General features: G+C 72.3%; 17 protein-coding genes. 9 read left to right on the top strand and 8 right to left on the bottom strand.

What is annotated here, in order from left to right; genetic code table 11:
• The first annotated feature begins 10 nt into the window (after positions 1-10).
• The 3 genes from NAEX_RS23280 to NAEX_RS23290 all read left to right on the top strand — a co-directional run bounded on the left by NAEX_RS23280 (position 11) and on the right by NAEX_RS23290 (position 3,791).
• Positions 11-970, top strand: coding sequence for a tetratricopeptide repeat protein (locus NAEX_RS23280; protein WP_096329675.1), 960 nt, complete (start codon positions 11-13; stop codon positions 968-970).
• Complete coding sequence (locus tag NAEX_RS23285; protein WP_096329676.1) at positions 967-2,016, top strand: DNA adenine methylase; 1,050 nt, start codon at positions 967-969, stop codon at positions 2,014-2,016. The genes NAEX_RS23280 and NAEX_RS23285 overlap by 4 nt, the downstream gene beginning before the upstream one ends.
• Before the next feature lie 518 nt (positions 2,017-2,534).
• Positions 2,535-3,791 (top strand): hypothetical protein, encoded by a 1,257-nt coding sequence (locus tag NAEX_RS23290; RefSeq protein WP_096329677.1) that lies wholly within the window; start codon positions 2,535-2,537, stop codon positions 3,789-3,791.
• A gap of 66 nt (positions 3,792-3,857) precedes the next feature.
• On the opposite strand, the gene NAEX_RS23295 is transcribed toward NAEX_RS23290, so the two are convergent.
• Positions 3,858-4,997, bottom strand: a complete 1,140-nt coding sequence (locus tag NAEX_RS23295; protein WP_143140261.1) for a hypothetical protein — start codon at positions 4,995-4,997, stop codon at positions 3,858-3,860.
• Positions 4,998-5,197: 200 nt separating this feature from the next.
• Between NAEX_RS23295 and ileS the strand changes: the two genes are divergently transcribed.
• On the top strand, positions 5,198-8,500 hold the full coding sequence (gene ileS / locus NAEX_RS23300; protein ID WP_096329679.1) for an isoleucine--tRNA ligase: 3,303 nt from the start codon (positions 5,198-5,200) through the stop codon (positions 8,498-8,500).
• Positions 8,501-8,793: 293 nt separating this feature from the next.
• Here ileS and NAEX_RS23305 read toward each other — a convergent pair whose 3' ends face one another.
• Positions 8,794-9,480, bottom strand: a complete 687-nt coding sequence (locus NAEX_RS23305; RefSeq protein WP_170135945.1) for a Uma2 family endonuclease — start codon at positions 9,478-9,480, stop codon at positions 8,794-8,796.
• Between the two features lie 200 nt (positions 9,481-9,680).
• Here NAEX_RS23305 and hisS point away from each other — a divergent pair, with 200 nt between their 5' ends.
• From hisS to NAEX_RS23320, 3 genes are all read left to right on the top strand, one after another.
• Positions 9,681-11,168 carry a histidine--tRNA ligase gene (gene hisS / locus NAEX_RS23310; RefSeq protein WP_170135946.1) on the top strand — a complete coding sequence of 496 codons (1,488 nt, stop codon included), beginning with the start codon at positions 9,681-9,683 and terminating at the stop codon, positions 11,166-11,168.
• A 412-nt stretch (positions 11,169-11,580) separates the two neighbouring features.
• Positions 11,581-13,026 carry a sigma-54-dependent transcriptional regulator gene (locus tag NAEX_RS23315; RefSeq protein ID WP_143140262.1) on the top strand — a complete coding sequence of 482 codons (1,446 nt, stop codon included), beginning with the start codon at positions 11,581-11,583 and terminating at the stop codon, positions 13,024-13,026.
• 39 nt (positions 13,027-13,065) lie between these two features.
• A complete protein-coding gene (locus NAEX_RS23320) occupies positions 13,066-14,163 on the top strand; it encodes a ferritin-like domain-containing protein (RefSeq protein WP_143140263.1) in 1,098 nt (365 codons plus the stop codon).
• Positions 14,164-14,574: 411 nt separating this feature from the next.
• Here the strand turns inward: NAEX_RS23320 and NAEX_RS23325 are convergent, their stop codons facing one another.
• The 6 genes from NAEX_RS23325 to hisH form a co-directional block, all read right to left on the bottom strand.
• Entirely contained in the window at positions 14,575-14,817 is a 243-nt protein-coding gene (locus tag NAEX_RS23325; RefSeq protein ID WP_096329683.1) for an RNA recognition motif domain-containing protein, read from the bottom strand.
• 3 nt (positions 14,818-14,820) lie between these two features.
• Positions 14,821-15,417, bottom strand: a complete 597-nt coding sequence (locus NAEX_RS23330) for a glycerol-3-phosphate acyltransferase (protein WP_096329684.1) — start codon at positions 15,415-15,417, stop codon at positions 14,821-14,823.
• 191 nt (positions 15,418-15,608) lie between these two features.
• Positions 15,609-16,334 (bottom strand): bifunctional phosphoribosyl-AMP cyclohydrolase/phosphoribosyl-ATP diphosphatase HisIE, encoded by a 726-nt coding sequence (gene hisIE / locus NAEX_RS23335; RefSeq protein ID WP_096329685.1) that lies wholly within the window; start codon positions 16,332-16,334, stop codon positions 15,609-15,611.
• Between the two features lie 66 nt (positions 16,335-16,400).
• A complete protein-coding gene (hisF, locus tag NAEX_RS23340; RefSeq protein ID WP_096329686.1) occupies positions 16,401-17,216 on the bottom strand; it encodes an imidazole glycerol phosphate synthase subunit HisF in 816 nt (271 codons plus the stop codon).
• Complete coding sequence (locus NAEX_RS23345) at positions 17,210-17,932, bottom strand: 1-(5-phosphoribosyl)-5-[(5-phosphoribosylamino)methylideneamino]imidazole-4-carboxamide isomerase (RefSeq protein WP_096329687.1); 723 nt, start codon at positions 17,930-17,932, stop codon at positions 17,210-17,212. Before NAEX_RS23345 ends, hisF begins: the two co-directional genes overlap by 7 nt.
• Positions 17,932-18,552, bottom strand: a complete 621-nt coding sequence (hisH, locus tag NAEX_RS23350; protein ID WP_096329688.1) for an imidazole glycerol phosphate synthase subunit HisH — start codon at positions 18,550-18,552, stop codon at positions 17,932-17,934. The genes NAEX_RS23345 and hisH overlap by 1 nt, the downstream gene beginning before the upstream one ends.
• A gap of 294 nt (positions 18,553-18,846) precedes the next feature.
• On the opposite strand from hisH, the gene NAEX_RS23355 reads away from it, so the two are divergent.
• Positions 18,847-19,965 carry a FecR family protein gene (locus NAEX_RS23355; RefSeq protein ID WP_143140264.1) on the top strand — a complete coding sequence of 373 codons (1,119 nt, stop codon included), beginning with the start codon at positions 18,847-18,849 and terminating at the stop codon, positions 19,963-19,965.
• A complete protein-coding gene (locus NAEX_RS23360; protein ID WP_096329690.1) occupies positions 19,965-22,226 on the top strand; it encodes an adenylate/guanylate cyclase domain-containing protein in 2,262 nt (753 codons plus the stop codon). Before NAEX_RS23355 ends, NAEX_RS23360 begins: the two co-directional genes overlap by 1 nt.
• Positions 22,227-22,279: the final 53 nt, after the last annotated feature.

Raw genomic sequence — 22,279 nt, forward strand, 5'->3', positions numbered from 1 at the left:
GAAGGACTCCATGCTTCATCTGCGCCGCCGACTCCTTGGCGGCCTCGGACGCCCAGGGGCGGTCGCGAGCCTGCTCGCGGCCGCTCTCGTCGCGCCAGGCTGCCTCACCCTCAAGGCCGAGCACGACGACCTCGCCAAAAAAGTCGACAAGCTCGAGACCCAGACCATCGACCGCAGCAAGGAGCTCGACGAGAAGGTCGTCGAGGCGGACAAGAAGCTGGCCGAGCTGCAGGCCAAGCTCGACCAGGCCGAGTCGCTGCTGCGCGGCAGCCAGGCCGGCATCGGCGTGCGCATGGACGTGGTCGAGCAGGAGACCCAGCAGCTCCGCGGCGCGACCGAGAACGCCGAGCTGGTCGCCTCGTCGACCCAGCAGGCGCTGCTCGAGCTGCGCGCCGACATCGACGAGCGCCTCAAGAAGCTCGAGGAGAAGCTCAACGAGGCGACCAACATCCCCGAGAGCAAGGACGAGCTGTGGGCCGAGGCCGACCGCCAGCTCCAGCGCAAGAACTTCAAGCAGGCGCGCACCCTGTTCCGCACCTTCATCTCGCGCTACCCCGGCGACCCCAAGCTGCCGGACGCCGACTTCAAGGTCGGCCTGACGTTCTACAGCGAGCGCGACTACAAGAGCGCCCTCGGCATCTTCTACAAGATCATCCAGGACCACGCCGACGCGCCGGTCGTCAGCGACGCGCTCTACTACTCGGGCCTCGGGTTCGCCAAGCTCGGCCAGTGCAAGAACGCGATCGCCTACTTCGAGGCGCTGAACCGGCCCAAGTCGACCGCGCCGGCGCAGTACCAGAAGGCGGCCCGCGACCAGATCGACCTGCTCAAGAAGGACAACGGCGAGCTCTGCTTCGACCGCGAGGACGCCGGAGCCGGCGCCGCCGCCAGGCAGGGCGTGCAGGAGACGCAGAAGCCCGCGGCCAAGGAGCCGGCGCCGGCGCCGGCCAAGAGCACCAAGAAGAAGTGATCAAGTACCTCGGCTCGAAGCGGCTGCTGATCCCGGAGATCTTGCGGGTCATCCGCGGCCTGCCGGAGGTCCGCACGGTCATCGACCTGTTCTCCGGGACATCCAGGGTCGGGCACGCGCTCAAGGCCGCCGGCTACCGCGTGCTCGCCAACGACCACAACACCTACGCCGAGACGCTGGCCCGCTGCTACGTCCAGGCCGACCGCGAGGACGTGGCCGAGGACGCCCGCCGCCTGATCGCCGAGCTCAACGCCCTGCCCGGCGAGCCCGGCTACGTCACCCGCACGTTCTGCGAGGAGGCCCGCTTCTTCCAGCCGAAGAACGGCGCCCGCATCGACGCGATCCGCCGCGCGATCGCCGAGAAGAGCCTCGACCCCGAGCTCGAGGCCGTGCTCCTCGTCGCCCTCATCGAGGCCGCCGACCGCGTCGACTCGACCACCGGCGTGCAGATGGCCTACCTCAAGTCGTGGGCCGCCCGCGCCCACGGCGACCTCGAACTACGTGTCCCCGAGGTCCTGTCTCGTGCGACATGGGGAAAAGGCCAGGCGCATGGCCTCGACGCGCTCGCCGCCGCCGCCGTGCTCGAGGCCGACCTCGCCTACCTCGACCCGCCCTACAATCAACACTCGTACCTCGGCAATTACCACGTGTGGGAGACGATCGTCCGCGGCGACACCCCCGAGGCCTACGGGGTCGCGCGCAAGCGGATCGACTGCCAGGAGCGCCGCAGCGCCTTCAACGCCCGCACGAAGATCCGCGCGAGCATGGAGGCGCTGATCGACGCCGTGCGCGCGCCGCTGCTGGTCGTGTCCTTCAGCGACGAGGGCTACCTGAGCCGCCCCGAGCTCGAGGCGCTGCTGGCCCGCCGCGGCCCGGTGCGCGTGCTGTCGTTCGACTACAAGCGCTACGTGGGCGCCCAGATCGGCATCTACAGCCCGCGCGGCGAGAAGGTCGGCCGCGTCAGCCACCTGCGCAACACCGAGATGCTCTACGTGGTCGGCGAGGGCCGCCACGCCGACGCGGTCGCGGCGCTGCCCGAGAACTGAAGCAGCGCCCGCCCGGCTCCGCGTCGCCGGGACGAGTCGCCCGCCCTCCGGGACATCTTGTTCACGGTGCGCCGGCAGCCTGTCCTTCGGGACATTTCTAAAAATGAGGTGCGCGAGCTCGACCCGGAGGGCGGCCGGGACTGTGACGGCCGCTCGCCTTCGCGACATGCAGCCGGGATGCGCGAGGCCGACCCGGCGGGCGGCCGGAAAAAAGGCCGGCGAACCACCTGACCTTCGGGACATGCAGCCGGGACGCGCGAGCTCGACCCGGCGGGCGGCCGGAGAAATGCCGGCGAAGCGCCTGTCCCCCGGGACAGCTCACGCGCGCGGGTGCGACCGGCTCGCGATCACTCCAGCCTCGTGTGAGCGCGGGCGAGGTCGAATGTTCCTTGCGACAGGTACGCCGGGACCCGCCGCGCTCGCGCCGGTGGGGCAGCCCGACCCCGTTGACGCTGTGCGGCGCTCGAGCGATCCCCGGAGGCGCCGCGGACGCGGCATGGGAGGGGATGATGCGGAGAATGCGTGCGGCGACGACGTTCTTGGGGCTCCTGGCCGCCTGCGGCGACAGCAGCGGCGCCGAGGGCAGCGGCAGCGACAGCGGCAGCGGCACCACCACCACCACCACCGAGGTCGGCTCGACCACCGACACGGTGCCCACCGGCAGCGGCAGCGAGGGCATGACGACCGGCGACACCTGCCCGGTGCTGCCCGAGACCGTCGCCGACGACCTGACCGTCGGGCCAGGTTGTGTCCGCATGTACCGCACCGACATCGTCGACGGCGCGACCCTGACGATCGTCGCCGGCACCACCGTGCAGGTCGAGGCCGGCGGCTTCCTCCACGCCGGTCCGTACGGCGACAACTCGGCGCTGGTCGTCGAGGGCACCGAGACCGAGCCGGTGATCTTCCAGTCGGCCGCCGCCAGCCCGGCCCCCGGCGACTGGCAGTGCGTCCGGATCGGCACCGGCAGCGCCGACAGCAAGATCGTCTGGACCGTGTTCGAGCACGGCGGCCAGGCCTGCGACGCCGTCGGCAGCCGGCCCGAGACGACCGTCGAGGTCAACGCCCCGGCGCTGGCCTTCTCCTTCAACACCGTCCGCGCCAGCGCCAGCCAGGGGGTGATCCTCGGCGACGGCGGGGCGGTCCGCGAGTTCCGCGACAACAGCTTCGCCGACAACGCGCGCCCGTCGTTGCGCGTCGCCCCGGCGGCGCTGCTGTCCGTGGCCGGCGGCCAGGTGTTCGCCGACGCCGACGAGGTCGTCGAGATCGACGGGACCTTCGACGAGATCGGCGCCGCCGGCACCTGGTCGGCGCAGAGCGTGCCGTACCGCGTGCTCGGGTACCTGCAGGTCGGCCCCGACGGCGACGTCGAGCTCGCCGCCGGCACGGTCGTGCAGCTCGACGGCAACAGCCTCGAGGTGTTCGCCGGCAAGCTCCACGTGGCCGGCACCGCCGACGCGCCCGTGGTCTTCACTTCGGCCGAGGACGCGCCGCAGGCCGGCGACTGGGGCTGCCTGGTCTACAGCTCGGTGACGTCGCCGCCGCAGATCGATCACGCCGTGTTCGAGTACGCGGGCAACGGCCTCGGCTGCACCGGCGCGGCGTACACGGCCGCGCTGGTCGGCCCGGAGACGATGCAGGTCACCGGCTCGACCTTCCGCGAGCTCGCCGGCGCGGCGATCCGCAGCAGCACCTGCGACCCGGGCTGGTGCGACAACACCTTCGAAGGGGTGGATCCGCTGTTCGAGTGCGCCGACCCGCCCGTCTGCCCGTGAAAACGCGACGAGCGCGCCGCCCGCGGGGCGACGCGCTCGCATGAACCTGTCCCGAAGGTCAGGCGATCACAGGCAGCCGCTGCAGACGTCGAGGAGGCCGCGCAACTCCTCCGCCGGCTCGCCCTCGCTCTCGGGCTTCCAGTTCTTCGGGTCGTCGACGAACGGGATCTTGGTGCAGCCGCCGCTCTCGACCGTGACGTTGAAGCCGGCGCCCTTGGGGGCCACGTCGCTGGGGAGGTTGAATTCGGCGGTGGGCGCGTACTCGTCCTCGGTGTTCATCTCGCAGTCGGCGGCGCCTTCGCAGGCCGAAATCTGCGGCTTGCAGTCGTGCGGCTTCATCACCTCGGTGTTCTTCAGCGTCGCGTTCAGCCACACCGTCTCGGGGATGTCGATCGTGATGTTGGCCGCCCACGGCTGGGGCGCGCGCACGATGAGCTGGCCGAACAGGCTGCCGTCGCCGCACTGGCAGTCCTTGGACCAGGCGCCGTCGGGGTAGTTCTCGCAATTTTCGATGCCGGCCGGCGGACAGGCGGGCGCCGGGGTCAGCTCGCGGCACATCTTGATCTTGGCCCAGCCGGCCTCCATCGCCACGTCGCCGTGGGTGCAGAGGTTGTCGATGATGATGTTGCCGCGGCGCGGGTACGACTGCTCGGTGCTGTTGTCCTCGGTGCTGACGAACAGCTTGCCGCGGTAGCCGGTCGGCAGGTGGACGCGGAAGTCCATGCCGGAGCGCTCGGGCTGCGACTTGCCGTCGTAGTAGGCGTAGATCGCGCAGTTGTCCTTCCAGGTGTCCTGCGTGCAGTCGTCGGCCGAGTCCTGCGAGTCAGGCTTGGTCGGGTTGCCCGAGCTGACGAAGGCCCACAGCGACAGCTTGTCGAACGTGCTGTCCCGGTCGAGGCTGTCGCCGAACACGTACTTGCGGGTCTCGACGGTGATCGTCTCCTCGGGGTGGTCGAACAGGACCTCGATGGTGCCGCGGTTGGCGAAGTTCTCGTCGAACTCCTTGCGGCCGATCGTGATGCTCGTGATCCTGGCGTCGCCGCTCAGCGGGAACGGCAGCGCGTCGACTTCTTTCTTCCACTCGCCGACCTGCGGCCTGCGCTCGCCCGTATCGCCGGTGTCCGAGTCGGTGCTGGCGGTGCCGTTGTCGCCGCAGGCGCCGGCGGCGAGCGCGGTGACGAGGAGGGCAGGGATCAGGTGTTTCATGGTCATGGTCCGGAGAGGCCTCGCGCGAGGGGTGAGAGGGCAGGATACCCAGCCGTGCGCGTGTCGACAACGTCACGACGGCCTTGCCTGAGACGGGTCCGAAGCCGGTCGGGTTTCACGGCGCGCCGGGCGACGGCGCTGCGCGGAGGACGGGGACTTGACCTGTGGCCGCCGGCGAGCCATGCAGGCATTCAGGCCATATGACCGCCCCGAAGCCCGCATCCCCGTTTCTGAGGCCCAATTCGCAGCTCGACCTCCCGCGCCTCGAGCAGGAGATCCTCCAATTTTGGCGGGACGGGGACATCGAGGGCAAGAGTTTGCGCACCACCACGCGCGCCGACGACTCGGGGCGCCCCGCGTTCGTGTTCTACGACGGCCCGCCGTTCGCCACCGGGCTTCCTCACTACGGCCACCTCCTGGCCGGCACGATCAAGGACATCGTGCCGCGGTTCTGGTTCATGCGCGGCCGGAGCGTCGAGCGCCGGTTCGGCTGGGACTGCCACGGCCTGCCGATCGAGAGCCTCGTCGAGAGCGAGCTCGGGCTCCACGGCAAGGCGGACATCGAGCGCTACGGCGTGCCGCAGTTCAACGCCGCCTGCCGCGCGGGCGTCCTCCGCTTCACCGCCGAATGGGAGAAGGTCGTCGGTCGCATGGGCCGGTGGGTCGACTTCCGCGACGACTACAAGACCATGGACTTCACGTTCATGGAGTCCGTCTGGTGGTGCTTCGGCCAGCTGTGGGACAAAGGCCTCATCTACGAGGGCTATCGCGTCCAGCCGGTGTCGCCGGCGCTCGGCACTCCGCTGTCCAACTTCGAGGTCGCCCAGGGCCCGCAAGAGAAGGACCCGGTGACCCGCAAGGAGGGCCACAAGCGCCGCCAGGACCCGAGCCTCACCGTGCGCTTCCGCCTCGAAGACGAGGACGCGAACCTGTGGGCGTGGACCACGACCCCCTGGACCTTGCCGAGCAACCTGGCGCTCGCGGTCCACCCCGACATCGACTACGTCAAGGTCCGCGTGGTCGAGACCGGTGAGGTCGCGTACCTCGAGCCCGGCCGGCTCGCCGACTACCAGCAGCGCGGCCGCGTCGGCGCCACGGAAGAGCTCGCTCGCCTCAAGGGCAAGGACCTGGTCGGCCGGCCCTACGCGCCGCTCCTGCCGTTCTTCGCCGAGCTCGCCACGCGGCCCGACGGCACGCGCTGGTGCTTCAAGGTGCTCGGCGCGACCTACGTGTCGACCGACAGCGGCACCGGCATCGTCCACCAGGCCCCGGCGTTCGGCGAGGACGACTACCAGGTCGGCCAGGCCAACGGCCTGCCCGTGGTCTGCCCGGTCAACCTCTCGGGCATCTTCGACGACCGCGTCGGTGAGTTCTCCGGCATGTTCGTCAAGGACGCCGACAAGCCGATCATCGACCGCCTCAAGCGCGAGCACAAGGTCGTCGACCAGGACACGATCGTCCACCCGTACCCGCACTGCTACCGCACCGAGCAGCCGCTGATCTACATGGCGCTGTCGACGTGGTTCATGCGCGTCGAGAGCCTGCGCGACGAGTTGGTCGCCAACAACAAGAAGATCCGGTGGGTCCCCGAGCACGTCGGCAGCGGCCGGTTCGGCAACTGGCTCGAGAACGCCCGCGACTGGAACCTCAGCCGCAACCGCTACTGGGGCACCCCGCTGCCCGTATGGCGCAACGACCATGACCCTTCGGACATGGTCTGCATCCACAGCGTGGCCGAGCTCGAGCGGCTCGCCGGCCTGGCCCCCGGCAGCCTCGTCGACCTCCACCGCGAGAACGTCGACGCCATCACCTGGCCCGCCCCCGGCGGCGGCACGTATCGCCGGATCTCCGAGGTCTTCGACTGCTGGTTCGAGTCGGGCAGCATGCCCTACTCGCAGAACCACTACCCCTTCGACGCCGACAAGAAGGCCTACGTCGAGGACAACCTGCCGGCCGACTTCATCGCCGAGGGCCTCGACCAGACGCGCGGGTGGTTTTACACCCTGCACGTGCTGTCGACCGCGCTGTTCAACCGGCCGGCGTTCAAGAACGTGATCGTCAACGGGCTGATCCTCGCCGCCGACGGCAAGAAGATGTCGAAGCGGCTCAAGAACTACCCCGATCCGGCCAAGGTGATCGACAGCTTCGGCGCCGACGCGCTGCGAACCTACCTCATCAACAGCGCGGTGGTCCGCGGCGAGCCGATGAAGTTCGGCAAGGACGCAAACGACCTCACCGGCGAGTGCGTCAAGGAGACGGTCCGCCTGGCGATCCTGCCGCTGTGGAGCGCCTACTACTTCCTCGTCACCTACGCGCTGGCCGACGGCTGGACCCCGACCGCCGCCGACCTCGGGCCGCAGGCGCTGGAGCACCCGCTCGACCGCTGGATCACCTCGCGCGTCGGCGGCTTCCTCACCAACCTCACCCGCGAGTACGAGGCCTACGAGCTGTCGAACCTGGTCCCGCACTTCCTCGAGATCTGCGACGACCTCAACAACTGGTACATCCGCCGCGGCCGGCGCCGCTACTGGCGCGCCAACAACCCGGCGGACGTCGACAAGCAGCGGGCCTACGCGACCCTCTACCGCGCGCTGGTGACGATCGCGCGGGCGATGGCGCCGGTGATGCCGTTCTTCACCGAGCACCTGTACCAGAAGCTGGTGGTCGACCCGGGCCTCGCGGCGCCGGGTGAGGAGAGCGTCCACTTCACGCGCTTCCCCCAGGCCGACGAGTGGGCCCGCGACGAGGCGCTCGAGCGCGAGGTCGCGGCGCAGCGGCAGGTCGTCGGCCTCGGCCTCGGCCTGCGCGAGCGCGAGCGGATCAACGTGCGCCGGCCGCTGGCGCGGCTGACGATCGTCCACGAGCGCCCGGAGGAGCTGGCGCGGTTCGCCGACCCGGCCGTGCAGGAGGAGCTCAAGGGCGAGCTCAACGTCGAGGAGATCGCGGCCTCGGCCGACGACAGCGCGCTGGTCGAGCTCAGCGCCAAGGCCAACTTCAAGACCCTGGGCAAGCGCCTCGGCGGCAAGATGAAGGCGGTCGCGGCGGCGGTCCAGGCGCTCGACCAGGCGGCGCTGCGCCGCTTCCTCGCCGAGGGCCGCGTCGAGGTCGAGGGCGAGACGCTCGGCGTCGACGATGTCCTGCTCACCCGCACCCCGCGCCCGGGCCTGGTGGTCGCCCACGAGGCCGGCGTGACGGTCGTGCTCGACACCACCCAGACCCCGGCGCTGCGCCGCAAGGGCCTGGCCCGCGAGCTGACCAAGCGCGTGCAGGACCTCCGCCGCGACCACGACCTCGACATGAACGAGCGGATCGTCGTCACCTTCCGCTGCGGCGGAGAGCTGGCCGCCGCCCTCGCCGACGCCGCCCACGCCGCGGAGATCCGCAGCGAGACCCGCGCTGACGCGCTGCGGGTCGTGGCGCCCGGGACGGAGCTCGCGGGGGAGCGTGTCCTCGAGGACACGATCGACGACGAGCAGGTCGCCATCACGTTGACGAGGGCCTGAAGGGCTGCGCGCGAGGCGACCTGGTCGAAAGGCCAGGTCGCCCGGGGCGCCGGGTCGCCGCGCGGGCGGCGCGGGCGGACGGTCCGACTGAAAGGGCACGCCGGTGTCAGCCGCGGCGCCCGGCTCGCGGGTCGCGAGCGAGCGGCGTGGGCGACGGCGGATGTGACTGAGCGGCAGTCGAGCCCGTTCACCCGCGTTTGTGGTGACGGGCGGATGACCTGACTGAAAGAGCAGGCCAAGCCAGGCCATCCGCGCCGTGGGCGCCGAGCGGATAACCTGGCTGAAGGGTCATGTCAGCGGCCGCGCAGGGCCGCGAGCTCGGCCCGCAGGCGTTCGAGCTCGGCCTGCGCCGAATCGGCGCGGGCGGCCTCGGCGGCGGCGCGGGCGGCCTCGGCGTCGGCGCGCTCGGCCTCGGCGGCGGCGCGGGCGGCCTCGACGGCGGCGCGGTCGCTGACCTGAGCGATGCGCTCCTGCGCGGTCGGCCACAGCGACTCGCCCTTCGGTCCCAGGCCGAGGCGGAGCTCGTCGTGCGCGCCGCGCACGAGCCACACATCGTAGGAGACGAGCTGAATGCGGTCGCCGATGGTCGGCCGCCGGATCAGCTGCCCACGCTCGTCGCGGACGAAGTGGGCGAACAGCTCCCGCTTGCGGCGCGACAGGTGGACGGGATCGTAGCGGACCAGCTCATGCACGCCGAGATCCCGGTAGCGCTCGAGGAGGCGGTCTCCGTAGTCCTTTGGATACTCGTCGGACACGATCTCGAGCGCCAGCGTCGGCGCCTTGCCGTCGTGCTCCCAAATCTTCCAGCTCTTCAGTTCCGTGGGGTGGATGGAGACGCCGTCGATGACGTAGAGGTCGGGTGCGACGACCGAGCGCGGATCGCCCTGCTTGTAATAAAAGAACTGGTTGCAGCCGACGAACGCTTCGCGCTCGAGGGCGGCAAAGTAGTCCTCGAAAAGACCCATGAGGAGACGGGTCACGAACACCTGGAGGCCGCTTTCTCCCATGTCGTCGCAAACGGGGTAAACCACCCCTCCGGTCGGCTCGCGAGACGTGTTCGTGTCGAGCGCCATGCCTACTTGGGTAGCACACAACCGCGCTGCACGCGACGGCCTTGCGCCCGCGGCACAGTCCTGGCATGGCAATGGCCCGGGCGACGCCTGCGCCCGGTCCGACCGCCATGAACGCCCCCAAGATCTCCACCAAGCCGCCGAGCGGTATGCGTGACTTCCTGCCCGCCGACATCGCCCGACGGCAGCACGTCATCGACGTGGTCCGCCGGATCTACGGCAGCTACGGGTTCGTCCCGCTCGAGACCCCCGCGATCGAGAACCTCAGCACCTTGCTCGGCAAGTACGGCGAGGAGGGCGACCAGCTGCTGTACCGCCTGCTGCACCGGCGGGACGCGCTGCATCGCGGGCTCGAGGCGGGGGCCAAGCTCGTCGCCGGCTTGCCGGAGGACGCGCGCGGGTCGGTCGGCGAGGATCCGAGCCGCGAGGCGCGGACCGACGTGCGGCTGTACGAGAGCCAGCTGGCCGACCAGGGCCTGCGCTACGACCTCACCGTGCCGCTGGCCCGCGTGGCCGCGCAGTACGACCTGCCCAAGTATTTCAAGCGCTACCAGATCCAGCCGGTGTGGCGGGCCGACCGGCCGGGCAAGGGCCGGTTCCGCGAGTTCTACCAGTGCGACGTCGACGTCACCGGCACGAGCAGCCTCGTCGCCGAGGCGGAGGTGTGCGGCGCGGTCGCGGAGGTGCTGCACGCGCTCGGCTTCACGGACTTCAAGATCCGCGTCAACCACCGCCAGCTGCTGCGGGCGATGATGCACCACGCCGGCATCGACCTCGCCCACGAGGCGGCGGCGCTGGTGGCGATCGACAAGCTCGACAAGATCGGCCAGGGCGGCGTGCTCGAGGAGCTGGCGACCCGCGGGATCGACACCGAGACCGCCAACAAGCTGATGCTGCTCGTGCTCACCGCCGACGGCGAGCAGCTGTTCGGCTTCGACCTCAACCAGGTCGCGCAGGGGCCGAAGACGCCGATCAAGCGGGTGCGCAAGCAGATCACCGATCCGATCGGGATCAAGGCGCTCGACGAGCTCGACGAGCTGTTCGACCTGCTGGCGGCGACGCCGGCCGGCCCGCATATCCAGCTCAGCCTCGACCTCGCGCGCGGGCTCGGCTACTACACCGGCTCGATCTTCGAGATCGCCGTGCCCGACCTCGCCGGCAGCCTCGGCGGCGGCGGCCGCTACGACAACCTGGTCGGCATGTTCGGCAAGAAGCAGGTGCCGGCGGTCGGGTTCTCGCTCGGGCTCGAGCGGATCCTCGTGGTCATGGAGGAGCGCGGGATGTTCCCCAACCTGTCCATCGGGCCAGACGTGCTGCTGTGCTGGATGGAGGGCACGCCGCGCGCCGAGGCGCTGCGGGTGGCCCACTCGCTGCGGCGCCAGGGCATCAAGGTCGAGGTGTTCCCCGAGGAGGCCAAGCTCGGCAAGCAGCTGCAGTACGCCGACGCGCCGGGCGTGAAGGCCCCCGTGGCCGCGATCGTCGGCAGCGAGGAGCTCAAGGCCGGTCAGGTCACGCTCAAGCACCTCGCGAGCGGCACGCAGGAGCGCGTCGCGCTCGAGGGCGCCGGCGAAGCGGTGCGGGCGCTGATGCGCCAGTGAGCGTGGCGAGCTCGTGGGCGCGGCGCTCATGAGGGGGACGCCGCCGCGGCGCTCGACGCGAGCGGCGAGCGCTGACGCAGCCGCCAAGCGACGATGCGACCGAGCGCGTCCGGCGACGCGAAGCTCGACGCCGATGCGGCGCTCGTGAGGAGCGCCGGGGCGCGGGTGGAGCGAGCGCCGACGAGGCGCTCGTGAGGCGCCGCCTTGCCGAGGCGAGCGCGAGCAGCGAACGGCGACGCTCGGGAGGCGGGCGCGAGCGCCGACGCCCCGGATGACTGAGGACTTGCGAGCGAGGGCGACGCGGTCGCTGCGGGCGCCGCGCACTTCAACGCAGGACGGCCGCGGGCGGCCATGGCGGGCGCCGTCGCGGGCGGGGCGAGGCCGCCGCCGGCGGTGCTAGGATCGTACGCGCATGAGCGAGACCACGGGCCTGGGCGGGACGATCCTCGTCATCGACGACGAGCGCAACATCCGTCGCACGCTCCGCATGGTGCTCGAGGGCGAGGGCGCCACGGTGCTCGACGCCGACAGCGCGGAGGAGGGCCTGGAGATGATCCAGCGCGCCCTCGTCGAGGGGCCCGAGGGGCAGCGGCCGATCCAGGTCGTCATGGTCGACGTCTGCCTGCCCAACATGTCGGGCCTGCAGCTGCTCGAGAAGCTGTGCGAGATCGGCGGCGGCACCCCGCCGCTGCCCGTCATCCTGATCAGCGGCCACGCCACCGTCACCGACGCCGTGCGGGCGACGCGGCTCGGCGCGTTCGACTTCTTCGAGAAACCGCTCGCGCGCGACCGCGTGATCGTCAGCGTGCGCAACGCCCTGCGTCACTACCAGACCGAGGCCGAGCTGCGCAGCCTGCGGGCGCGAGCGCGGCGGGAGATCATCGGCGAGTCGCGGCCGATGCAGGAGCTGCTGCGGCAGGTGATCAAGGTCGGCGGCACGCGGGCGCGGGTGCTGATCGAGGGCGAGAGCGGGACCGGCAAGGAGCTGGTGGCGCGGGCGATCCACGACGCCAGCGAGCGGCGGGCGGCGGCGTTCGTGAAGGTCAACTGCGCCGCGATCCCGCGCGAGCTGATCGAGAGCGAGCTGTTCGGCCACGAGCGCGGAGCGTTCACCGGCGCGACCGCGCAGAAGCGGGGCCTGTTCGAGCTGGCCCACGGCGGCACCCTGTTCCTCGACGAGATCGGCGACATGGACCTGAACGCGCAGGCCAAGGTGCTGCGCGTGCTGCAGAGCGGCGAGCTGATGCGCGTCGGCGGCGAGCGGCCGATCAAGGTCGACGTCCGCGTGCTGGCGGCGACCCACCGCAACCTGCGCGAGCTGGTGGCGAGCGGCGAGTTCCGCGAGGACCTGTACTTCCGCCTGGCGGTGGTGCCGATCGCCGTGCCGCCGCTGCGCGAGCGCCCCGGCGACGTCGCGCTGCTGTGCCGCTACTACCTCGACCTCGCCTGCCACGAGAACGGCATCACGCCCAAGCGGCTGTCGCCGGCCGCCCAGGCGGCGCTCGAGGCGTACCCGTGGCCGGGCAACGTCCGCGAGCTGCGCAACGTGATGGAGCGGATCGCGATCCTGTCCGACGGCGACATCGAGATCGGCGACGTGCCGCAGGAGATCCGCGGCGACCCGGAAGAAGAGGCCGGCGCGCCGGTCGGCGGCGAGGCGGTGGTCCAGTTCGGCGAGGGAGCTGTCCCTCCGGGCATGTCCCTCAAGGCCTTCCGCGACTCGGTCGAGCGCGCGTTCATCCTCCAGCGGCTGAGCGAGCAGAACTGGAACGTGTCCAAGACGGCCGAGACCCTCGACGTCGAGCGCACGCATCTCCACAAGAAGATGAAGCTCCTCGGGATCGCCCGCGGCGGCTGACGCGTGACGTGCAGCCGACGGGCTGCTACGCTCGGTCGCATGCATTCGCCTAATTACTTGTCGCTGTCCCTCGCCGCCCTGTTCGCGAACCTGCTGTCCGGCTGCTTCACCACCGGCAACTGCAAAGGCCTGGAGAATACGCAGGAGGTCGAGCTGACCCCCGAGGACTGGGCCGCGTTTCAGATGAACCAACCCAGCTACGCGGAGGACGTGCCGAATCCGACGACATCCGCCGGCACGAGCACGACCGACGCCGACGGCAGCACGACGGACGCGAGCACCGGCACGACCGACGCGCACGCGAGCACGACCGACGGCAGCACGACCGACGCGAGCACGACGGGCGGTGAGATGTTGTCCGAGGCCGTTGCCTGCGCGCTGGTGTGCAAGTATCGGGTCGACGAGTACGGCGATCTGCTCGGCTGCGAGGTCAGCGTCGAGGCGACGAAGGTGGTCGTCGCATGCACGTATCCGGCCTACTGCGAGGGTCGGCGCCACGCCTGCGTGACCTCGCGCGGGGAGCGGGCCGAGGCCGATCCGGCCGGGGCCTGGCTGGCGCGCGCGGCTCACGACGAAGCCGCCTCGGTGTTCGCGTTCCGCTCGCTCGCGCGCGAGCTGGCGGCCTGGGGCGCCCCGGCCGAGCTGCTGGCGCGCATCGACGCCGCCGCGGCCGACGAGGTGCGCCACGCCGAGGTGGTGGCGAACGCGGCCCGGGCTCGCGGCGCCGAGGTCACGCCGCCGACGCACGCGGCCGTGGCGGTGCGCGAGCTGCGGGCGATCGCGGTCGAGAACGCGGTCGAGGGCTGCGTGCGCGAGACGTGGGCCGCGCTGTCGGCCGCGCACCAGGCCCGCTTCGCCGCCGAGCCCGAGCTGCGGGCGATGTACGCTGAGATCGCCGCCGACGAGGCGCGCCACGCCGAGCTGGCGTGGGCGATCGACGCCTGGCTCATGGGACAGCTCGATGCCGCGGGCCGCGACGCGGTCGCGACCGCCCGCCGCGCCGCGATCGCCGAGCTGCGCGCGTCGCTGGCCGGCCTGGAGGAGCCGGCGCTGCGGACCCTCGGCCTGCCGGCCGCCGCCACCGCCGTCCGCCTGTGCGGCGAGCTCGACGCGGCGCTGTGGTCCCGGGCAGCCTGAAGCCCGCGCCGGGAGCGGGCGTGCGAGCCGAGCGCGGGAGGCGGTCGCCCTCGCACGGGTCAGGGCCAGGGAGGTGTGAGGCGAGCGCGACGGACTCGCCGCCGACCTCGCTCGCGCCAGGGCGCTCGGGCCGGTGACCACGACGGAAGTCCCGCCGACCTCGCTCGCGCCAGGCGCTCGGGCCGGCGACCACGCCGGAGGTCACCGAGCTCGCTCGCGCCAGGCGCCCAGGCCGGCGACCACGCCGGAGGTCACTGACCTCGCTCGCGCCAGTTGCTCGGGCCGGCGACCACGACGGCAGGCTTTGTGCCTCTCGCGCGCGAGTTCTTCGGCGGGGAGGAACAGGCGCCGAAGGACATGCCCGATCGGGCATGACGCAAGGGACATGCCCTCGCGGACATGCCCCGTATTTCAGATGGCGAACTCGACGCGCAGGCGGTGGCCGGCGAAGGTCGAGCCGTCGAGGGCGCGGCGGGCGCCGTGGGCGGAGGCTTCGTCGGCGAAGGTGACGTAGGCGATGACGAGCTCGCGGCGGGGGATCAGGCGGACGTCCTGGATGACGCCGAAGCTGGCCCAGGCCTCGCGCAGCGCTTCCGGGGAGGCCGAGGGGGGCAAGCCTCCGACGTAGAGCGTGCGGGTCTTGGGCGCGGGCATGAGTCAGGAGGAGGCTTTGCGCGAGCGGGCCAGCTCGCGGAGGTTGCCGCGGTGGCGGACCCAGATGAGGGCGGCGATCGCGACGACCAACCCTTTGTAGGCCGGCGGCGCGTCCGTGATCAAGATGTGGAGCGCGGCGGCGTTGACGGCGGTCAGCGAGCCGATCGCCGACACGCGGGTGAGGGCGAGGGTCTGCACGTAGATGACCGCGGCCAGGAGACCGGCGAGCGGCAGCAGGGCGGAGAAGACCCCGAGCGCGCAGGCGACCCCCTTGCCGCCGCGGAACCCGAGGTAGACGGGGAAGATGTGGCCGAGGGTCGCCGCCAGACCGACCCAGGCGAGTGCCGACGGCGCGTCCGGCAGGTCGCCGAGGCTGGATTCCATGGCCATGCGGACCGGGAGGTAGGCCTTGAGGACGTCGAGCACGAACACGACGAGGCCCCACTTGGCGCCGAGCACTCGCGACGCATTGGTCGCGCCGATGTTGCCGGAGCCGAGCTGGCGGATGTCGACCCCGCGCAAATATCCGACCACCACGCCCATGGGGATCGCCGCGATGAGGTAGGCGAAGAGACACCACCCGAAGACGCTCAGAGCCATGACGCGCCCAGCATATCCGCTCTCCGTCGCGCCGTTCCAGTGCCGCGGTCCGAAGGCACGTCGAGCAGCCCGGCGCCGACGAGCCGGCGAGGCGCACGTCGGGCCCACGAGCGAGCGACCGCGATCGCAGCGAGACCCGCCCCGGCTGCACCGGTGCCGCGATGGCGGCCCGCGCGCCTTCGTCGTCGGCGTCAGCCGGACGGCGCAGGGCCGTCCCCGGCAGCGGCGGCCTGGGCGCGGGCGGCCTTCTCGTCGAGGCCGCTGCGGCCCATGCGACGCGCGAGCTCGGCGGCGACGTCGGTCAGCGGGACGTCGCGGTGGGCCAGGCCGACGAGGGCGTGGAACAGCAGGTCGGCGGCCTCGCGGGCGATGTGGCCGCGGTCGTCCTCGGCCAGCGCCTCGGCCAGCTCGCCGGCCTCCTCGTGCAGCTTGGCGGCGATCTTCGGCACGCCCGCGACCATGAGGTCGCGGACGTAGCTCTTGCCGTCGCGGTTCGTCATCCCGCGCCCGGCCCTGCGCTCGCAGATCTCGGCGAACAGCTGCTCGAACACCGCGCTCGGCCGCGCCGCCGCCGGCTCGCCGACCGGACGGAAGAAGCAGCTCGGCGCGCCGGTGTGGCAGGTCGGCCCGCGCGGCGCGGCCCGGACCAGCAGCGCGTCGGCGTCGCAGTCGACGTGGAGCCCGCGCAGCTCGAGCGTGTGCCCCGAGGTCTCGCCCTTCTCCCACAGCTGCTGGCGGCTGCGGCTCCAGAACGTCACGCGCCCGCTCGCCAGCGTGCGCGCCAGCGCCTCGGCGTTCATGTAGCCGAGCATCAGCACCTCGCCGCTGTCGACGTGCTGGACCACCGCGGCGACCAGGCCGTCCGGGCCGGGCGTCAGCGCCGACCACAGCGCGGCTGAATCTGTCGGGAGGGACATGTCCGGATGGCCAGGAACGTGAGGGCAGGAGCGTTCGGACATGCCCGAATGCGCATGTCCGTTCGGTCAGCCGGTGATGAGCACCCCGCGCGGGGCCTCGTGCGGGCGGACCGGGATGCCGTGTTCGGCGAGGTAGTGCTTGGCCTGGGCGATGGTGTAGAGGCCGAAGTGGAAGATCGAGGCGGCGAGCGCGGCGTCGGCGGCGCCCTCCTTGGGGTCGAGGCCCTGGCGCAGGTGCTCGAGCGAGCCGACGCCGCCGGAGGCGATCACCGGGATCGGCACGCGCTTGCTGACGGCGCGGGTGATCGCCAGGTCGTAGCCGTCGCGGGTCCCGTCCTTGTCCATCGAGGTCAGCAAGATCTCCCCCGCGCCGAGCGCGGCGGCCTGCTCGCACCACGACAGCGCCTCGAGGCCCGTCGAGCGGGTGCCGCCGTGGATCACGACCTCGTACAGCGGCTCGGTCTCGCCGGGCAGCGGCTTCAGCTGGCGCACGTCGACGGCGACGACGATGCACTGGCTGCCGTAGCGGTCGGCGAGCTGGCGGATGAGGAGCGGGTTGGCGACGGCGGCGCTGTTGACGGCGACCTTGTCGGCGCCGGCGGCCAGCAGGCGGCGGACGTCGGCCTCGCGCCGGACCCCGCCGCCGACGGTCAGCGGCGTGAAGATCTGCCCGGCCACGCGGCGGACCACGTCGACGAAGGTGTCACGCCCCTCGGTGGTCGCGGTGATGTCGAGGAGGCACAGCTCGTCGGCGCCCTGCGTGTCGTAGGCGCGCGCGGCCTCGACGGGGTCGCCCGTGTCGCGCAGGTTGGCGAAATGGACGCCCTTGACGACCCGGCCGTTCTTGATATCGAGGCAGGGGATCACACGGCGCTTCAACATCGAGCGAGGGCCTCCTCCAACGTAAAGCTACCTTCGTAGAGCGCGCGCCCGAGGACCACCGCGCGCACGTCGGCGGCGCGCAGGGCGTCGAGGTCGGCGAGCGAGCCGACGCCGCCGCTGGCGATCACGAGGACGCTGGGGACGGCGCGTTGCAGGCTGATGGTGGCGTCGACGGCCGGCCCGCACTGCAGGCCGTCGCGGGCGATGTCGGTGTGCAGCAGCGCCGCGGCGCCCCAGATCGCCGCGGTCTTGGCCAGCGCCAGCGCGGGGACGGTGGTCGGCTCCTGCCAGCCGGCGAGGGCGACCAGGCCGTCGCGGGCGTCGATGGCGACGATGATGCGGCCGGGGTATCGGCGGCACAGCAGCGACACCGCGTCGGGGTCGCGGACCGCGAGGGTGCCGACGACGACGTAGTCGGCGCCGGTGTCGAGCACGGCGGTGACGGCGGCCGCGTCGCGCAGGCCGCCGCCGACCTCGACCTCGGCGCCGCCCTCGTGGGCGACGCGGACGAGCTCACGGACGAGGTCGGTCTGGACCGGGCGGCCGGCGAAGGCGCCGTCGAGGTCGACGATGTGGACCCGCCGCGCCCCGGCGGCGAGGAAGTCGCGCAGCGCCGCGGCCGGGTCGTCGGCGTAGACCGTGGCCCGCCGCGGGTCGCCCTCCTGCAGGCGCACCGCCTTGCCGCCCATCAGGTCGATGGCGGGGATCGCCAGCATCAGGCGCGGCCTCCGAGGATGAAGCTGCGGAGGAACCGAAGCCCCGACCACTGGCTCTTCTCGGGGTGGAACTGACAGCCGAACACGTTGCCGCGGGCGATCGTGGCCGGGAATTCGACGCTGCCGTAGCGACACCACCACATCACGAGGCTGGGGTCGGTGGTCTCGACGTAGTAACTGTGGGCGAAGTAGAAGTGCTCGCCGGTCGGCTGGACGTCGCTCCAGCCCATGTGGGGGATCTTCAGGCGCGAGGCGTCGGGCTCGTCGCCGGCCCGCATGTCGGCCGGGAACCGGCGCACGCGCCCCGGCAGCACCTTGAGGCCGTCGGAGCCGCCGCCCTCCTCGCTGTGCTCGAACAGCAGCTGCATGCCGAGGCAGATGCCGAGGAACGGGTCGCCGCGCTCGATGACCATGCGCAGGGCCGCGCCCATGGCCCCGTCGACCAGCCCCCGCGTGGTCGGCCCGAACGAGCCCTGGCCGGGGAAGACCACCATGCGCGCGGTGGCGACGCGGTCGGGGTCGCTGGAGACGATCACCGAGGCGCCTACCTGGATGAGCGCGTGTTCGACGCTGTCCAGGTTCCCGAGCTGACTGTCGACCAGGATGACTTCGCGCGGCATGAGGGAACAGCGGGTTTTTATCACAGGTCCGCTCAGATCCAGCGCGGCTTTTACGTGACACCGTACGTAACCGTGTACCGGGGCCGCAGCGCGAAGAACTCGAAATGTCAAGCGCCGAATTCGTGGTCACGCGCGCTCGCACGGCGAAAGTGGGCGGGGCCGCGCGCCAAATCGGCGCTCGCGGCTGTCCTCGCGGACAGGAGAGCAGGCGGCCCGCGCCGAGAGGCCCGAATTTCATGGTATACGCGCGTCCGACCGGCAGGAGGCACGATGCGCGTCGCGGCTCGTCGAGGCATGTGGGGGGTTCCAGTGGCGCTGCTGCTGCTGCTCGCGGGCTGCGGGGAGCCGGCCACGAGCGCCGCGACGGGCCCCGCGCCGGTGGCCGATCCGCTGGCCGAGGTGGCCCTCCTGGCGGTGGCCGAGGGCAAGGTCAGCGTCCGCGACGCCCAGGGGGCCGAGACGCCCGGGCGCCCCGATCTGCCGCTCCGCCGCGGCGACACGGTGATCACCGGCCCGGGTTCGCTGGCGGTGGTGGTGCTGGCCAACGGCTACGTGATCAAGCTGGACGAGGACCAGTCGACGCCGGTCCGCGCCCTGGCCCACCTCGACGACCCACCGCCGAGCGAGAGCGTGGCCGAGCTGTTCGAGAAGGCCCTCGGCGCCGAGGCGTTCGCCCGCGTCGGCGGGGCCGACCGGCTCGAGCGGATCGCCGGCTGGAACGCCCGCCGGGCCTCGGGCGAGACCCCGGCCCCGGTGGCCAAGGTGGACGCCCCGCCGGCCCCGGTGAAGGCCGCCGAACCCGCGCCCGCCGAGGCGGCCGACGAACCGCTCGCCGCCCCGGTGGCCGACGCCAAGCGCGGCGACCGGGCCGTCGATCTCGACGATGGCCCCCAGACCGACAGCATCGGCAAGAACAGCCGCCCGACGCCGCTGCCCGGCAAGAAGACCGAAGACGGCGGCGGGCCGGCCGACCCGGCCGCGCCCCCGCCGGCGCAGAAGCCGGTCGACAGCGAGAAGAAAAAGGAGCCGGCGAAGAAGAGCTCCGAGTCGTCGGCGCCGAGCCAGGGCGCGCCCCCGCCGGCCGGCGCGCCGGAGGCGGAGGCGTCGACGTCCGCGGCCGACCTGACCGACCTGGCCGACTCGTGGATCTTCGAGACCAGCCCCGACACCCGGGTCACGCGCACCAGCCTGCCCGAGGCCCTCGAGTCGCGGCGCAAGCCGCTGGCGCAGTGCGTGGCCGCGGCCCTGCCGGGCGTGGCCGCGCCCGAGCTGCGGCTCAAGGTGGCCGGCGGGGTCGTCAAGGAGGTCGCGCTCGGCGGCGGCAAGTCGGCCCCGGCGTGCGCCCGCGAGCTGCTGAACCAGCGCCTGGCCGGGGTGGGTGACGGCTGGGTGATCGTGCGCGTAAGGCGGTGATGCGCGCGGCCGACTCCCCCGCGTCCGGTTCGCGCCGCAGGCGAGCCCTGCTGCGCTCGCCGGCGCTGCTGGCCGCGCTGCTCAGCGTGGCGATCGCCCTGCTGTGCGCCCTGGAGCGCTCGCGGCTGGAGATCCGGTGGGTCGACGCGCTCGAGCGGGCCAGCCTCGACCAGCGGTTCCGCTGGCGCGGGCCGGTCGCCACCACCGGCGAGGTCGTGATCGTGGCGATCGACGACGACACGCTCGAGCGCCGGCCCGAGCTGTACCAGCGCCGCGCCGGCACGGCCGCGCTGGTCCGCGCGATCGCGGCCGCCGGCCCGGCGGCGATCGGCGTCGACCAGGTCTACGTCGACCCCGAGGAGGTGCTGTCGCCGGGTCTCAGCAGGCGCATCAAGGGACATGTCGCCAAGAACATGTTTCCTGCGCCAGGTTCGCAAGGCCCGGCCGACGCGCTGCTGCAGGAGGTCGCGCGCGAGCTGATGGGCGACGCCGAGCTGGCCGACGCGATCAGGGCGGCGGGCAACGTGGCGCTGGCGATCCACCTGACGCAAGAGCCAGGCGACGGGCGCCCGCTGCCGGACCCGGCGAAGCTGCGGGCCGGCCGCTACGGCCAGCAGGACGCGCGCTCGCCCCCTTTTCGGCGGGTCGAGGCCGGGCTGGTGTCGCTGCCGGAGCTGGTCGCGGGGGCGCGGGCGCTCGGCGGGATCACCGTCGAGGAGGATCGCGACCGCGCGGTGCGGGCGATCCCCGCGGCCTGGCGGGTCGGCGACGCCGCCTACGCGCCGCTGTCGGTCCAGCTGGTGGCCCTGCGCGAGGGCCTCGGGCGCGCCGAGCTGGCGTTCCTCGGCGGCGAGTCGAGCCTGCAGATCGGCGCGCGGCGGGTCCCGCTCGGCGACCACGAGGCGGTGGTGCTCAACTTCCGCGGCGGCACCGGCACCTTCACGACGGTGTCGGCGGTCGACGTCGTCGAGGGCCGGGCGGGCGACGTCCTGCGCGGCAAGATCGTCCTGCTCGGCGTGACCTACTTCGGCCACGACGTCGTCCGCACCCCGTTCGCCGGCGACCTCCCGGGCGTCGAGCTGCAGGCCACCGCGGTCGACACGATCCTCGCCGGCGACCCGCTGGTCCGCAGCTCGGCGCTGACCGACGCCCTGGTGACGCTCGCATCGGGCCTTTTGGTCAGCTTGCTGTTCGCCGCGGTCCTGCGCGCCGGGCCGCTGGCGCGCATCGCCGGGGTGCTGGCGGTGATCGGCCTCGACGTCGCCGCCGCCGCGCTGGCGTTCACGCGCATGCACCTGTGGCTGGCGCTGGTGTGGCCGCTGCTGGCGGCGGTGGTCGCGGGCTCGGCGGCGCTGGCGGCCGCGTACGCCGGCGAGGCGCTGCAGCGGGCGCGGCTGCGGCGGACGTTCTCCAATTACCTCGGGGCCGAGGTGCTCGACGAGCTGCTCGCCGACCCGAAGGCGCTCGGCCTCGGCGGGGCGCGGCGCGAGCTGACGGTGCTGTTCTCCGACATCCGCGACTTTACCAGCGTGGCCGAGCGGCTGTCGCCGGAGGACCTGGTCGCGCTGCTCAACACGTTCCTCACGCCGATGACGCAGGAGGTGATGGCGCGCGCCGGCTACCTCGACAAGTACATCGGCGACGCGGTGATGGCGGTGTTCGGCGCGCCGGTGGCCCGGGCCGACCACGCCGAGCGCGGCCTCGCCACCGCGCTGGCGATGCACGCCGCGCTCGCGCGCCTGCAGCCGTCGCTGCGCCAGTTCGGGGTCGAGCAGCTGCAGATCGGCGTCGGCATCAACACCGGCGAGATGGTGGTCGGCAACATGGGCTCGGCCGACCGCTTCGACTACACGGTGTGCGGCGACGCGGTGAACCTGGCGTCGCGCCTCGAGGGCTTGACGAAGACCTACGGGGTGTTCTGTCTGGTCGGCGCCGGCACCCGCGCGGCCGCGCCCGCGAGCTACCGGTTCCGCGAGGTCGACCGGGTGCGCGTGAAGGGCAAGGGCCAGCCGGCGGCGATCTTCGAGCTGCTCGCGGGTCCGGGCGGCGCCGTCGCCGAGTACGCGGCGATGGACCGCTGGGACGCGGCCCTGGCGGCCTTCCGCGCCGGCGATTTTTCGACCGCGCGCGCCGAGTGGCAGGCGTTCCAGGCCGACAACCCGGACGACCCGGTCGTGCGGCTGCACCTCGGGCGCCTGGCCGGCCTCGGCGACGAGGCCCCGCCCGACTGGGACGGCGTGGCCGTGTTCCATCACAAGTAGACGCGCTCGCCCAGGCCGTGCGCGCCAGGTGAAGTTTCGGACATGTGGTCGAG

It is taken from the genome of Nannocystis exedens (assembly GCF_002343915.1).
GTDB lineage: Bacteria > Myxococcota_A > Polyangia > Nannocystales > Nannocystaceae > Nannocystis > Nannocystis exedens.

Excerpts from the sequence above, each read along its gene's own strand:
- NAEX_RS23280 (WP_096329675.1), top strand. The coding sequence starts at position 11 with ATGCTTCATCTGCGCCGCCGACTCCTTGGCGGCCTCGGACGCCCAGGG.
- NAEX_RS23290 (WP_096329677.1), top strand. The coding sequence starts at position 2,535 with ATGCGTGCGGCGACGACGTTCTTGGGGCTCCTGGCCGCCTGCGGCGAC.
- NAEX_RS23295 (WP_143140261.1), bottom strand. The coding sequence starts at position 4,997 with ATGAAACACCTGATCCCTGCCCTCCTCGTCACCGCGCTCGCCGCCGGC.
- ileS (WP_096329679.1), top strand. The coding sequence starts at position 5,198 with ATGACCGCCCCGAAGCCCGCATCCCCGTTTCTGAGGCCCAATTCGCAG.
- hisS (WP_170135946.1), top strand. The coding sequence starts at position 9,681 with ATGAACGCCCCCAAGATCTCCACCAAGCCGCCGAGCGGTATGCGTGAC.
- NAEX_RS23315 (WP_143140262.1), top strand. The coding sequence starts at position 11,581 with ATGAGCGAGACCACGGGCCTGGGCGGGACGATCCTCGTCATCGACGAC.
- NAEX_RS23320 (WP_143140263.1), top strand. The coding sequence starts at position 13,066 with ATGCATTCGCCTAATTACTTGTCGCTGTCCCTCGCCGCCCTGTTCGCG.
- NAEX_RS23325 (WP_096329683.1), bottom strand. The coding sequence starts at position 14,817 with ATGCCCGCGCCCAAGACCCGCACGCTCTACGTCGGAGGCTTGCCCCCC.
- NAEX_RS23330 (WP_096329684.1), bottom strand. The coding sequence starts at position 15,417 with ATGGCTCTGAGCGTCTTCGGGTGGTGTCTCTTCGCCTACCTCATCGCG.
- hisIE (WP_096329685.1), bottom strand. The coding sequence starts at position 16,334 with ATGTCCCTCCCGACAGATTCAGCCGCGCTGTGGTCGGCGCTGACGCCC.
- hisF (WP_096329686.1), bottom strand. The coding sequence starts at position 17,216 with ATGTTGAAGCGCCGTGTGATCCCCTGCCTCGATATCAAGAACGGCCGG.
- NAEX_RS23345 (WP_096329687.1), bottom strand. The coding sequence starts at position 17,932 with ATGCTGGCGATCCCCGCCATCGACCTGATGGGCGGCAAGGCGGTGCGC.
- hisH (WP_096329688.1), bottom strand. The coding sequence starts at position 18,552 with ATGCCGCGCGAAGTCATCCTGGTCGACAGTCAGCTCGGGAACCTGGAC.
- NAEX_RS23355 (WP_143140264.1), top strand. The coding sequence starts at position 18,847 with ATGTGGGGGGTTCCAGTGGCGCTGCTGCTGCTGCTCGCGGGCTGCGGG.
- NAEX_RS23360 (WP_096329690.1), top strand. The coding sequence starts at position 19,965 with ATGCGCGCGGCCGACTCCCCCGCGTCCGGTTCGCGCCGCAGGCGAGCC.